Annotated in this window: 11 protein-coding genes and 1 rRNA gene; 2 read left to right on the top strand and 10 right to left on the bottom strand. The window is 72.1% G+C overall.

From position 1 onward, the window contains the following. Positions 1-28 precede the first annotated feature (28 nt). Positions 29-2476 carry an aminopeptidase N gene (gene pepN, locus C7S10_RS19520; protein ID WP_108346164.1) on the top strand — a complete coding sequence of 816 codons (2448 nt, stop codon included), beginning with the start codon at positions 29-31 and terminating at the stop codon, positions 2474-2476. Positions 2477-2578: 102 nt separating this feature from the next. On the opposite strand, the gene C7S10_RS19515 is transcribed toward pepN, so the two are convergent. The 8 genes from C7S10_RS19515 to C7S10_RS19480 all read right to left on the bottom strand — a co-directional run bounded on the left by C7S10_RS19515 (position 2579) and on the right by C7S10_RS19480 (position 11295). Then, positions 2579-4288: a CTP synthase gene (locus C7S10_RS19515; RefSeq protein ID WP_108346162.1), complete on the bottom strand. Its 1710-nt coding sequence runs from the start codon at positions 4286-4288 to the stop codon at positions 2579-2581. Between the two features lie 11 nt (positions 4289-4299). Further along, a complete protein-coding gene (locus C7S10_RS19510; protein WP_108346160.1) occupies positions 4300-5184 on the bottom strand; it encodes a copper transporter in 885 nt (294 codons plus the stop codon). Continuing rightward, positions 5185-6387 (bottom strand): putative cytokinetic ring protein SteA, encoded by a 1203-nt coding sequence (steA, locus tag C7S10_RS19505; RefSeq protein WP_108346158.1) that lies wholly within the window; start codon positions 6385-6387, stop codon positions 5185-5187. It abuts the gene before it with no gap. Positions 6388-6491: 104 nt separating this feature from the next. Next, the gene (gene recN, locus C7S10_RS19500; RefSeq protein WP_108346156.1) at positions 6492-8243 is read right to left on the bottom strand and encodes a DNA repair protein RecN; all 1752 of its coding nucleotides are present in this window, start codon (positions 8241-8243) and stop codon (positions 6492-6494) included. Beyond that, entirely contained in the window at positions 8236-9207 is a 972-nt protein-coding gene (locus C7S10_RS19495) for an NAD kinase (protein WP_108346154.1), read from the bottom strand. Before C7S10_RS19495 ends, recN begins: the two co-directional genes overlap by 8 nt. Continuing rightward, positions 9204-10043 carry a TlyA family RNA methyltransferase gene (locus C7S10_RS19490; RefSeq protein ID WP_108346152.1) on the bottom strand — a complete coding sequence of 280 codons (840 nt, stop codon included), beginning with the start codon at positions 10041-10043 and terminating at the stop codon, positions 9204-9206. Before C7S10_RS19490 ends, C7S10_RS19495 begins: the two co-directional genes overlap by 4 nt. A 3-nt stretch (positions 10044-10046) precedes the next feature. Further along, a complete protein-coding gene (locus C7S10_RS22380; protein ID WP_108346150.1) occupies positions 10047-10265 on the bottom strand; it encodes a hypothetical protein in 219 nt (72 codons plus the stop codon). A 10-nt stretch (positions 10266-10275) separates the two neighbouring features. After that, positions 10276-11295 (bottom strand): HAD-IIA family hydrolase, encoded by a 1020-nt coding sequence (locus tag C7S10_RS19480; protein WP_243395487.1) that lies wholly within the window; start codon positions 11293-11295, stop codon positions 10276-10278. 47 nt (positions 11296-11342) lie between these two features. Between C7S10_RS19480 and C7S10_RS19475 the strand changes: the two genes are divergently transcribed. Next, entirely contained in the window at positions 11343-12479 is a 1137-nt protein-coding gene (locus C7S10_RS19475; RefSeq protein ID WP_108346148.1) for a DUF1015 family protein, read from the top strand. Here the strand turns inward: C7S10_RS19475 and C7S10_RS19470 are convergent. Beyond that, positions 12439-12786 carry a single-stranded DNA-binding protein gene (locus C7S10_RS19470; protein WP_108346146.1) on the bottom strand — a complete coding sequence of 116 codons (348 nt, stop codon included), beginning with the start codon at positions 12784-12786 and terminating at the stop codon, positions 12439-12441. The genes C7S10_RS19475 and C7S10_RS19470 overlap by 41 nt on opposite strands. Before the next feature lie 148 nt (positions 12787-12934). After that, a 5S ribosomal RNA gene (rrf, locus tag C7S10_RS19465) occupies positions 12935-13052 on the bottom strand. Between the last annotated feature and the right edge of the window lie 341 nt (positions 13053-13393).

Here is a 13393-nt window from a genome sequence, read left to right as displayed (position 1 = left end):
TCGCGGGCTCTGTGAGTACGGTCACCCCATGACGTTGCTGAGCCTGACCCAGATCGAAGCCGCCGAGCGGTCCCGCCTGCTCGAGGTCGAGCGCTACGACATCGAGGTCGACATGACCGGGCTGCTCGAGGGCGAGCGCTTCGCCTCGGTCAGCACCATCACCTTCACCTGCCGCGAGCCGGGCGCCTCGACCTTCGTCGACTGCGTCGCCGACGTCTCCAGGGCCAGCCTCAACGGCGTCGAGCTCGACGTCAGCACCGCCCGGGACGGCCGCCTCCCCCTCACCGGACTGGCCGCCGACAACGTGCTCGTCGTCGAGGCGTCGACCACCAACACCGGCAGCGGCGAGGGCATCCTCCGCACCGTCGACCCCACCGACAAGCTCGTCTACGTCTGGACCAGCCTCGAGACCGACGAGGCCCGCAAGCTGTGGGCCTGCTTCGACCAGCCCGACCTCAAGGCACCACACGGCTTCACCGTCCTCGCCCCGTCGACGTGGACCGTCACCTCCAACTCGGCGCCCGACTCGGTCGAGGACGCCGCGCAGGCCGACGCGCGGCTGTGGCGCTTCGCGGACACGCCCCGCCTCTCGACGTACGTCGTGGTCGTCAACGCCGGGCCCTTCCACGAGATCCGCCAGCAGCACGACGGCTACGACCTCGGCTTCTTCTGCCGCCAGTCGCTCGTGCCGCACCTCGAGCGCGACCTCGAGGAGCTGGTGACGCTCACACGCCAGGGGCTGGCGTTCTTCGGCGAGAAGTTCGCCATGCCGTTCCCGCAGGAGCGCTACGACCAGGTCTTCGTGCCCAACCTCGGTGGTGCGATGGAGAACTGGGGCTGCGTGACCTACGGCGACTCCCAGCTCTTCCGCACGCCGCCGTCGCACAACCAGCGCGCCGTGCGGGCCGAGTTCGTCCTCCACGAGATGGCCCACATGTGGTTCGGCGACCTCGTGACCATGCAGTGGTGGGACGACCTGTGGCTCAACGAGGCGTTCGCGTCCTGGGCGTCCAACTGGGCGATGGCGCGGGCCACCGAGTTCTCCGACCAGTGGGCGAGCTTCCTCGCGCTCTACAAGCGCCCCGCCTACGAGATGGACATGGGCCCGGGCCGCCACCCGATCCGCGGTGAGGTCGCCGACGTCAACGGCGCGATGGCCAACTTCGACGCGATCACCTACGTCAAGGGCCAGAGCGTGCTCCACCAGCTGATGGCCTACATCGGCGAGGACGCCTTCGTGGAGGGGCTGCGCGCCTACTTCCGCGACCACGCGTTCGGCAACACCGTCCTCGACGACCTGATGGGGGCGTACGGCGAGGCCGCCGGCCGTGACCTGTCCGACTGGACCGCGGCGTGGCTGGACCGGGCCGGCACCGACGTCCTCTCGCTGGTCGGCTCGACCGTGCACGTCGAGTCCGCGGACGACCTCGAGCCGCGCCCGCACCGCATCGACATCGCGACCTACGCCGTCGACGGGGAGGCGATGCGCGAGGTCGCGGTGACGCCGGTCCAGCTCGCGGGCGCGACCACCGAGGTCGAGCTCCCCGAGGGCGACCTGCGGCTGCTGAACGCCGGCGACCTCACGTTCGCCGCGGTCCGTCCCGACGCCGCCTCGCTCGACCTGGCGCTGGAGCGCGTCGGCGACCTCGAGGACCCGCTCGCGCGGGCGCTGGTCGTCGGCACGATCACCCAGCTGCTGCTCCTCGGCGAGCTCGCACCGGCCGCCGGCGCCACCTCGCTGGCCCGCGCGCTGCGCACCGAGGGCAACCCCGCGCTCGTCGAGCCCTTCCTGTCCGTCGGCCACCACGTCGCCGACCGCTGGGCCCGTCCCGCGGACTCCCCCACGCTGCGCTCGGCGCTCGCCGACGCGGCCGCGATCCTGGCGCAGGACCCGGCCAACCGGCAGCCGGCGCTGCGCACGCTGGCCGGCAACGCGACGACCGACGAGCACTGGGCCGTGCTCGACGAGGCGTCGGCCGCGGCCGGCGACTCCGACCTCGCCTGGCGGATGCTGATCCGCCGCGCCGAGCTGGGCCAGCGTGACGACGACGCCGTGGACCGCCTGCTCGAGCGCGACGCCGACCCCGACGCCGGGATCAAGCGGCTCAAGGTGCTCGCCGCCAGCCCCGACCAGGAGGCCAAGGAGGCCGTGTGGCGGGCGTTCTTCGTCGACTACGCCGTGCCCGCGAGCCGCGACACCCTCGAGCTCGGTGCCATCTTCTGGCGGCCCGGCCAGTTCGAGCTGCTGGCGCCGTACACCCACCGCTACCTCGAGGAGCTCCCCGTCCTCAAGGGCGGCATGCTCAACCAGGGCGTGGTGATCCGGGCGATGTATCCCCACGCCGTCGGCGACGAGTCGTTCCTGACGGCGGCGCTCGCCGCCAGCGAGGACGAGTCGATCTCGCTGTACGCCCGCAACCAGCTGCGCGCCCAGTCGTTCGTGCTCGGCCGGCTGCACCGCGCCCGGGAGCTCTGACCCGCGAGTCGGCGCCAGCCGACCGCCGAGTCGGCACGAGCCGACGGCCGAGTCGGCGCCAGCCGACCGCCGAGTCGGCGCCAGCCGACGGCCGAGTCGGCGCTAGACGGTCGCCGGGTCGGCTTCGGTCTCGGCGTCGACCCGGCGCAAGCCCTGCTCGTCGAGTGGGATGCGCAGCTCACGCTGGCGGTCGATGGCGGCACCGACGAGCCCGGCGAAGAGCGGGTGCGGGCGGGTCGGGCGCGACTTCAGCTCCGGGTGCGCCTGCGTCGACACGTAGTAGGGGTGCACGTCGGCGGGCAGCTCGACGAACTCCACCAGCCCGAGATCGGGGTTGACGCCCGAGAACACCAGGCCGGCCTCCTCGAGCTCCGCACGGTAGGCGTCGTTGAACTCGTAGCGGTGCCGGTGGCGCTCCTCGACCCGCTCGGTGCCGTACGCCTTGGCGGCGACGCTGCCGGGGACCAGGTCGGCCGGCTGGAGGCCGAGGCGCATGGTGCCGCCGAGGTCGCCCGCGCCCTCGACGTACTTCTTCTGCTCCTCGATCGTCGAGATGACCGGGTGCTCGACGTCGGTCTCGAACTCGGTCGAGCCTGCGCCTTCGATGCCGGCGACGTTGCGGGCGTACTCGATGACCATGCACTGCAGGCCGAGGCACAGCCCGAGGGTGGGGATGCCGTGGGTGCGCGCGTAGGTGAGCGCCCCGAGCTTGCCCTCGAGGCCGCGGATGCCGAACCCGCCCGGGACCAGCACCGCGTCGACGTCGTGGAGATGCTTGGCCGCGCCCTGCGGGGTCTCGCACTCGTCGGAGGCGATCCAGCGCAGGTGCACCTTGGCCTCGTGCGCGAAGCCGCCGGCGCGCAGGGCCTCGGCGACCGAGAGGTAGGCGTCGGGCAGGTCGATGTACTTGCCGACGAGCGCGACGGTGACGTCCTCCTGCGGGTGGTGCACACGACGCAGCAGGTCGTCCCACACGGTCCAGTCGACGTCGCGGAAGGGCAGGTCGAGGCGGCGTACGACGTAGGCGTCGAGGCCCTCGCGGTGCAGCACCTTCGGGATGTCGTAGATCGACGGCGCGTCGGCGGCGGTGACAACGGCCTCGTCGTCGACGTCGCACATCAGCGCGATCTTGCGCTTGATGCCGGCGGGAAGGTCACGGTCGGCGCGGCAGACGATCGCGTCGGGCTGGATGCCGATGGAGCGCAGGGCGGCGACCGAGTGCTGGGTCGGCTTGGTCTTCAGCTCGCCTGACGGGCCGATGTAGGGCACCAGCGAGACGTGGATGAAGAAGCAGTTGTCGCGGCCGATCTCGTGGCGCGTCTGCCGGGCGGCCTCGAGGAAGGGCAGCGACTCGATGTCGCCGACGGTGCCGCCGATCTCGGTGATGACCACGTCGATCTCGGGGCCGCCCATCGCGAGGATGCGGTCCTTGATCTCGTTGGTGATGTGCGGGATGACCTGCACTGTGTCGCCGAGGTAGTCGCCGCGGCGCTCCTTGGCGATGACACTGGAGTAGACCTGCCCCGTCGTGACGTTGGCGATCTGGTTGAGGTTGGTGTCGAGGAACCGCTCGTAGTGCCCGATGTCGAGGTCGGTCTCGGCCCCGTCGTCGGTCACGAACACCTCACCGTGCTGGAACGGGTTCATCGTCCCGGGGTCGACGTTGAGGTAGGGATCGAGCTTCTGCATCGTGACGCGCAGTCCGCGGGACTTCAGCAGGCTGCCCAGGCTCGAGGCCGTGAGTCCCTTCCCGAGCGAGGAGGCGACGCCTCCGGTGACGAAAACGTGCTTGGTCGGCGTCGGGTTCTTCACGGGGTTCAAGCCTACCCCAGCGGGGCAGGTCCGTCCGCACCCGACGCTCCGAACGCTCCGCCGTCGGTGTCCATGGCTCGCGCCAGCGTGAGCACGGTGGTCACCCGCCCGGCCGCGGTGTCGATGCCGTCGACGGTCGCCACCTGGGCGGAGACGGGCTCGGCCCGGAGCCGCCCGACCTGGCCCTCTCCCCCGTCGGCGACGGTGCCCGCGACCACCACGCCGGCCGCGGCGCGGGACAGGCCCGTCGCCAGCGCGGCCAGGATCGCGTCCCCACCGTCGGCCGCGGGCTCGCTGCCCAGGACGAGCAGGACGAGGGGCGCGCGTCGCGCCACCGTGCCGTCGAAGCCGACGAGGTCGGCGCCGAGCAGGCTGTCGATGACCGCCTTCTGCTTGGCGCTCGGTGCGTCGCCCTCGGCCGCGGTGGTCGCGATGGCGATGCCCAGCAGCTGGCCGATCCGGTCGTACGTCGTCGCGTCGGCCGCGATCTCCTTGCCCTGCTGCGTCATCAGCTGCGAGCCGAGCGTGTCGACGAGCGACTTCTGTTCGGGGGCGACCATGGCGTCGGTGAGCGAGAAGCGTCCGGTGATCGAGCCGCCCGCGGCCGAGACCTGCTCGGCCAGGGCGGTCAGGGTCTCCTCGTTGACGCCGGGCGCGGTGACGACGGCGACGCCGCGCTCGGCGAGCTTGCCGCTGGTGAGCGCCGGCCCGACGGCGCCGGCGAACCCGTCGGCGTACACCGCAGCCGGATCAGCCGAGCCGTCCTCCGTGACTGCGGCAGGTGCGGGGTCGGAGCTCGTGACGTCGGACAGCGGTCCGCCGCCGAGGACGATGCCCACGGCGAGCGCGAGGAAGACCGCCACGAGGCTGGTCAGGAAATGCCGGAAGGTGATCACTCAGAACAGTCCTTGCACGCGATCGATGACGGTGGAGACGGTGTCGGTCACGGCCGGGGAGGCCGCGTCGACCCACTCCTGGCCGACGGGGGTGACACCGATGGCGGCGGCCAGGGCGAGCAGCCCGGCGACCATGACGGCGAGCAGGTGGCGCGGTCGCACCTGGCCGTCGTAGAGACGAGGGACGGCGGCGGCGTCGACGAGCCGCGGGCCGACCTTGAGCCGGGTGAGGTACGTGCTGGCGAGGCCGGTGCGCCGTCGGTCGAGGAACTCGTCGAGCGTGGCGTGCATGCCGACGCCCACGATCAGGCTGGCGTGGCCGGCGTCGGCCAGGATCAGGGCGGCGTCCTCGGTGGTCGCACCGGTCTCGAACCGCAGGGGACGGATGCCGCTGCGCTCGAACCGCTCGGTGACCGTGGCCGGTGCACCGCGGTCGACGAGCGCGACCACGTCCTTGGCCTTCTTGAGCAGGGGCAGCGCCGGCAGCTCCTCGGCGGCGGCGTTGGCGACGACGATGTGTGGCTTGTGACCGGCCGAGCGCAGCGCCTCGGCGCCCTCGTCGACGCCGATCAGGACGGGGTCCTGCTCGCGGATGAACGGCTTGATGCCCGCGAGCTCCGCCTCCCAGTCGTGGCCCTTGACCACGACCACCACCGGTCGCCCGGCCAGGTCGGTGGCGGTGCGGGGCACCCCGCGCCCGTGCAGCAGCAGGTCCTGCTCGCGGCGCAGGAACTCGGTGCTGTTGTGGGTGAAGCTCTCGAGCTGCGCGTGCAGCCCGGTGCGGGCCGACTCGAGCTCGCCGCGGACCACCTCGGCGTCGACCGGGCGGCCGACCGCGATGCTGTCGTCGCCGTCGAAGACCTCCCCGTCGTGCACCCGCACGCGGGCGCCGTCCTTGACGCGACTGACGACCTCGCCACCGAACGTGTCGACGACCGGGATCCCCGCCTGCACCAGCACCTCGGGCCCGAGGTTGGGGTAGCGCCCGGAGATCATCGGCGCGGCGTTGAGGACCGCTCCCACCCCTGCGTCGACCAGGGCCTGTGCGGTCGCGCGGTCCAGGTCCTGGTGGTCGATCACGGCGATGTCGCCCGGCTGGAGGCGGGCGAGCAGGTGGGTCGTACGGCGATCGACACGCGCGACCCCGACGATGCCGGGCAGGGCGGTACGGGTGCGTCTGAGCTGGTTTCCGGGAATCTTCATGACCAAGCCATGGTGTCAGCCTGAGCAGGCCGATCCGCGCACCCGTGTGCGCGGGCGCGTCGAGCTCTCGAGGCCGTCGCGCGGCCTGCGGGCCAGGCGCGGGGTCAGCGTCCGGCGCGGGCCGGGGCAGCGGTCTCGAGGAGCTCGCGGGCGTGCGCGAGAGCGCTGTCCGACTCCTCCAGGCCGGCGAGCATCCGGGACAGCTCACGCTCTCGCTCGGAGTCGTCGAGGACGGTCAACCCGGAGGTGGTGACGGTCCCGTCGCTGGACTTGTGCACGACCACGTGGCGGTCCGCGAAGGCCGCCACCTGGGGCAGGTGGGTGACCACCAGCACCTGCGCGTCGCGCGCGAGCTGGGCGAGCCGCCGCCCGACCTCGATGGCCGCCTTGCCGCCGACCCCGGCGTCGACCTCGTCGAAGACGAAGATCGGCACCGGGCTCGTCCCGGCGAGCGCGACCTCGACGGCGAGCATCACCCGCGAGAGCTCACCGCCGGAGGCACCCTTGTGCAGCGGCCGGGCGTCCGCGCCGGTGTTGGCGGCGAGCAGCAGCTCGACCTCGTCGACGCCGCTGCTCGTGGCCCGCAGCAGGCGGTCGCCGACCCGCAGCACGCTTGCGGTGAGCTCCTCGTCGGTCTCGACCTCGTGGCCGCGCACCTCGACGCTGACGACCGCGTGCGGCATCGCCAGCAGGGTCAGCTCGTCGGTCACCACCGTCCCGAGCCTGCCCGCGGCCTTGACCCGGGCCGCGGTGAGCCTGGCGGCCGCACCGTCGAGCTGCTGGCGCAGGTCGGCCCGCTCGGCCCGGAGCTCCTCGATCCGGTCGTCGGTGCCGTCGAGGTCGACCAGCCGCAGCGACCCGGCCTCGGCCCAGGCGAGGACCTCGTCGATCGTCTCGCCGTACTTCCTCGTCAATGCCGTGAGGGCGGCGCGCCTCTCGCTGACCGCGGCCAGGCGGGCCGGGTCGGTCTCGAGGCGGGCGGCGTAGGACGCGACGTCGGCCGCGACGTCGGAGAGCAGGTAGGTCACCTCGGCCAGCCGATCGGCCAGCTCGCCCGCCTGCGGGTCGTGCTCGCGAACCGCCTCCAGCTGGGTGCGCGCCGCGGAGGTCGTGGCCAGCGCGTCGGGGCTGCCCTCCTCGCTGCTCAGCGCCTCGCGGGCGCTCTCGGCAGCCGTGCGCAGGGTGTCGGCGAAGCCGAGCCGGCCTTCCTCCGCGGCCAGCGCGGCGTCCTCGCCGGGCTCGGGCGTGACGGCGTCGATCTCGCCGAGCCCGAAGCGCAGCTGGTCGGCCTCGCGGGCGCGCTCCTGGGCGCTGAGCACCACGGCGCTCAGCTCCTGCTCGACGGCGACCAGTCGTTCGTGGAGCCCGGAGTAGGCGGCCAGCGCCTTGGCGACGCTCGCCCCTCCGAACCGGTCCAGGGCGTCGCGCTGCGCGCTCTGCTTGAGCAGCCGGTGCTGGTCGGACTGGCCGTGGACGGCGACCAACGGCTCCGCCACGCCGGCGAGGGCCGAGACCGGCACGGCGGCGCCACCCACCCAGGCGCGTGAGCGTCCCTCGGCCGCGACGTTGCGGGCGAGCACGACGCGGTCGTCCTCCGCCTCACCACCGGCCTCCTCGACCGCGGTGACCACGCCGGGAAGGTCGGCCACGCCGATCACCCCCTCGACCCGTGCGGCCTTGGCTCCGGTGCGTACGGCGCCCGGGTCGGCCCGCCCGCCCAGGAGCAGGCCGAGCGCGGTCACGACCATGGTCTTGCCGGCCCCGGTCTCACCGGTGATCACCGTCAGCCCCGGGCCGAGCTCGAGCGTGGAGGACTCGATCACCCCCAGCGAGCGGATGCGGATCTCCTCAAGCATCGGGCTGCGCCTCCTCACGCCGGCGTCGCTCGGCCACGCCTCGCCAGCCCTCGACCGGGAGGTCGAACTTCGCGACGAGTCGGTCGGTGAACGGCGCCTGGTGGAGCCGGACCAGTCGCACCGGCCGTTGACCGCGGCGTACCTCGATCCGGGCCCCCGGCGGCAGGTCGACGCTGCGCCGGCCGTCGCACCACAGGACGGCCGACCCCTGGGTGTTGGCGAGCACCTCGACGGCCAGCACGCTGGTCGGTGCGACCACCATCGGTCGCGCAAAGAGGGCGTGCGCGCTGATCGGGACCATGAGGAGCGCCTCCACGCCCGGCCACACGACCGGCCCGCCGGCACTGAAGTTGTAGGCGGTGGAACCGGTGGGCGTCGCGCAGACGACCCCGTCGCAGCCCCAGCGCGACAGCGGGCGGTCGTCGATCTCCACGACCACCTCGAGCATCCGCTCGCGCGCCGCCTTCTCGACGCTCGCCTCGTTGAGCGCGAAGGTCGAGTAGATGAGTGTCTTGTCCTCGTGCACCGACACGTCGATGGTGAGCCGGTCCTCGGTGACGTAGCGCCGTTGGACGATCGCGTCGATCGTGATGGCCACGTCGTCCTGCTCGGCCTCGGCGAGGAACCCGACGTGCCCCAGGTTGACTCCCAGCAACGGCGTGCCGCTGGCGTGGGTGAGCTCCGCCGCGCGCAGGATCGACCCGTCACCGCCGATGACCAGGGCCAGCTCGCAGCCGTCGCCGGCCGTCTCCTCGGCCCCGACGATCTCGATCCACCCGGACCCGTCGGTGCCCGTGGTCGGCTCCAGCTCGAGGTCCTTGGCCTCGTGCGCCAGCAGGCGTACGGCGATGCCGTGCTCGGTCAGGGCCAGCGCACAATCACGTGCGACCGTGCGAGCCTCCTCGCGTCCCGTGTGGGCCAGCAGCAGCACGCGTCGCTGCGGATCGGCGGATTCAGGACTCACGGCTCCACCCTCTCACCCGCGTTGCCCCAGCTGGCGCTGCGCTCGACCTCGGCGCGGACGTCGTCGGCGTCGATCCCCGCCGGCCCGCGGCGCAGGAGCAGGAAGAACTCGACGTTGCCCGACGGACCGGGCAGCGGACTGGTGGTGACGGCGACCGCACCCCAGCCGCGCTGGGCGGCCACGTCGGCGATGTGGCTGACGGCCTCGGCCCGCAGGTCGAGGCTGCGGACGACGCCACCCTTGCCGACGCGGTCCTTGCCGACCTCGAACTGAGGCTTGACCATCAGGGCCAGCTCGCCGTCCGGTGCGGTCACACCCAGCAGCGCGTCGAGGACGAGCTCGAGGGAGATGAAGGACAGGTCGCCGACCACGAGGTCGACCGGCTCGCCGACGAGGTCGGGGGTGAGCTCGCGGATGTTGGTGCGGTCGTGGACGACGACGCGGTCGTCGCTCTGCAGGGACCAGGCGAGCTGGCCGTAGCCGACGTCGACGGCGACGACCTCGCGCGCCCCGCGGCGCAGCAGCACGTCGGTGAACCCGCCGGTGGAGGCGCCGGCGTCGAGGCACCGACGGCCGCCCACGGTGAGGCCGAGCGCCTCGAACACGTCGAGCGCGCCGGCGAGCTTGTGCCCCCCGCGCGAGACGTACTCCTCCCGGTCGGGGTCCTGCGTCACGACGATGGCCACGTCGGTGGTGATCCCGGTCGCCGGCTTGGTGGCGGGCGCGCCGGCCACCTTGACCCGACCGTCGGAGATCAGCTCGCTGGCGTGCTCGCGGGACCGGGCCAGGCCGCGGCGCACGAGCTCGGCATCCAGCCGCAGACGACGGGGTGGCACGACTCAGCCGTGCCCGGGGTCGAGGGCCCGACGCAGCCGCTCGTGGGCCTGCTCGAAGACGGCGACGTGCTCCTCGACCGGGCGGCCCTCGAGGCGCGCCACGGCGGCCAGCACCTCGTCGACGGCCGCGACGCCGGTCGTGGGGACGTCGGCCGGCTCCTCCGCTGCCGGGTGCGCCGGAGCGTGCTCGTCCGGGGACACCTGCTCGTCGTGCTCACTCATGATCGGGAGGCTACCTCCGTCCGGCCTGCCCGGCGGCGACCGGTGGCTCGAGCCCGGACACGTCCACGGCGGAGCCGCTGGTGTCGAGCGCGGACCAGCTCGCCGACGCTACGACCCGCCACCAGTCCGCGGGGCTGCCGGAGCCGTCGACCGTCAGCGTCTGGTCGCGGACCTCCGCGTGCCATCCGCCCAGACTGGCTCGGCTCCCGTCCTGCTCGGGCACGGGATGCGCCTCGAAGAGGCCCTCGAGGTCGGGCGAGATGTAAGTGGGCCGCAGGTCCGGCGTCGCCGAGACCAGCTCGGCGAGGTGGGTGACTCCCGTCATCACGAGGAGGGAGTCGATCCCGACCTCGTGGGCGCCCTCGATGTCGGTGTCGAGCCGGTCCCCCACCATCAGCGGGCGGTCTCCCCCGACCCGGCGGATGGTCTCGTCCATCAGCGGGCGGGCAGGCTTGCCGGCGACGATCGGCTCCACCCCGGCGAACTCACTGATCGTCCGCACCAGCACCCCGTGGCCGGGCGCGAGACCGTAGTCGGTGGGGATCGTGAGGTCGGTGTTGCTGGCGACGTACGGCATCCCGTCCCGGATCAGGGTCGCCGCGCGCATGATGTCCTTCCACAGGACGTCAGGTCCGTAGCCGCTGACCACCGCCACGGCGTCGTCAGGCTGGGCCGTGACGACCAGCCCCTCGGCCGCCAGCGCCGACTCGAGGCCGGCGCCGCCGAGCAGCATCACCGTGGCGCCGTCGCCGAAGCGGTCCCGCAGCACCCGGGCCGCCGCCTGGGCCGAGGTCACCACGTCGTCCGCCGTGGCCGACACGCCCAGCTTGTTCAGGTTGGCCGCGACCTTCTCCGGCGTGCGTGACGCGTTGTTGGTCACGAACGCCAGGTGCACGCCCGCCTCACGGACGCGGTCGAGCCGCTCCGCCACACCGTCGATGGCTCGGCCGCTGACGTAGACGACCCCGTCGAGGTCGAACATGGCCAGGTCGTACCCCTCGAGCAACGGCACCTCGGACGCCTTGAGCACGATCACCCTCCCGTCGGCCGCCGGTGGGCGGCCCCTACGATGCTTCGATGGACTTCGCGGCCGTGATCACGCCTCCCTACGTCGCGAAGCCGCTGCGACTCGAGCCGTTCCGGGCCATGCTGCTGGCGCCGAACCGGGTCGGCGATCCTGCCTCCGCACGCGCGTTTGCGCGACCCTATCGCGCGGTCGCCAACCGGCTGCTCGAGTGGGAGGCCGACGGTCGCGTCACCCGCTCCGAGCTGCCCGGCCTCTTCCTGCACGAGTACACCGCAGGCGGGCTGACCATTCGGGGCCTGGTGGGCGCCCTGGCGATGGACCGTCGCGCTGACGGCCTGGCCGACCGCGCAATCTGGCCCCACGAAGGCATCCATCCCACCCAGGTCGACGAGCTCGCCACCCGGATGTTCGAGATGGGCATGAATCCCGCGCCGATCCTGCTGGTCCACGAGGGCCCCGAGGACGTGCGCGCGCTGCTCACGGAGGTCGCGACCCGGCCGCCGCATGGCGAGTACCTCGACCGCAACGAGCAGAAGCAGCGGATCTGGGCCATCACCGACCCCCGTCAGATCGATGCCATCAACGGCTCGCTCGCCGGCGGGGCGGCCCTGATCGCCGACGGCCACCACCGCTACGCCGCCTACCTCCAGCTCCAGGAGGCGCACCCGGGCACGGCCTGGGACCGCGGTCTCGCCATGCTCGTGGACCAGACGGACACTCCCCTCTTCCTCGGGGCCATCCACCGCACGATCAACGGCGTCAGCCTGGACCAGGTCTGCGCGGCCGCCGTCCTGGCGGGTGGAGCGGTGCACCCGGGTGACCGCGACACCGCACTGGCCGAGCTGGCCCCCAACACGGTGGTCGTCACCGACTCCCACGCGTGGGCGGTGCTCACCCCGCCGCACGGCTCCGGCCTCGAGCTCGTTGAGTGGCTCCAGTCCGGCCTGATCCCCGTGCTCGAGCAGCAGCCGACGTCCGTGGCGTTCCATCACTCCGCCGAGGACGCGCTCGGCCGGGCGACGGCCAGGACGGTCGCGGCCCTGCTGCCGGCACCGGACTTCGCCGCTGTGCGGGACCTGGTGAACCGCGGCGGACTGCTGCCCGAGAAGGCGACGTCCTTCCAGCCGAAGCCCAGCCTCGGCGTCATCATGCGCTCGTTGCGCGACGAACCATCGACGCCGACCTGACCTCGACCTCGACCCGCGACGCCCGACCGGTCGGCGTGGCGAAGAACCGTCGCCGCACGGCACCCGTCACCTCGACCACGTCGCCCTTGCGCCAGGTCCGGGTCGTACGGCGCACCCGTGCCGTCCAGGCCGTGCACTCGAGCGCATCGACCCGCACCTCGGACGCATGACCGGATGGCCGGTCTGTCACCACCCGGAACGTGACCATCAGATCCCCGCTCGGCAGCGTGCGCTCCTCGGGAACCGCGCTGACGCGACCCACCAGACGGACTTCGTTGACTGACTCGGTTGCCAGCTGTGCAGCCATTGCACATCACCTCCGCCGACGAACCTGCCCGCCCGCACCGACAGCAGGCTCACCGGACCGGCGCCGCCTGTGGAAAGAGACCAGGTAGTTCTGCCTGTGAACGGCTTGTGACCCGCGTCGACATCCGGGAACGCAAAAGAGGGGCCGCACAAGGCGACCCCTCTTTCANCCCACAGCCTCTCGGTTGCAGTACCATCGGCGCTGAAAGGCTTAACTTCCGGGTTCGGTATGGGACCGGGTGTTTCCCTTTCGCTATGGCCGCCGTAACTCTGGCGGAACACACGCACCCACGACTGTCTGGTGTGGGGGTGTTCCAAGCTTGATGTTGTGCTCGTTGTTCAGTTCTGTTGTTCGGTGCTGTTGTTCAGTGCTGTTGTTCGGTTCTGGTGGCCGTCACTACCCGGGTATCAATGGTGGGTGTGTTGGTTGGGAACTGCATGTGGACGCGGGCTGCTTTGTAGCGGCTCTCATGGTGCGCGGGGTCTGTCTGTGTCTCGTACGTGTGGTGATTGGTTTTGTACGGTGTTGGGACAAGCCCTCGGCCTATTAGTACCGGTCGGCTAGGCATTACTGCTGTACACCTCCGGCCTATCAACCCCATAGTCTG

Origin of the sequence: Nocardioides currus (assembly GCF_003057875.1) — a bacterium.
Classification (GTDB): Bacteria; Actinomycetota; Actinomycetes; order Propionibacteriales; family Nocardioidaceae; genus Nocardioides; species Nocardioides currus.
The sequence above is the reverse complement of the archived record's forward strand: the minus strand, read 5'-3'. Positions and strand labels throughout refer to the sequence as shown.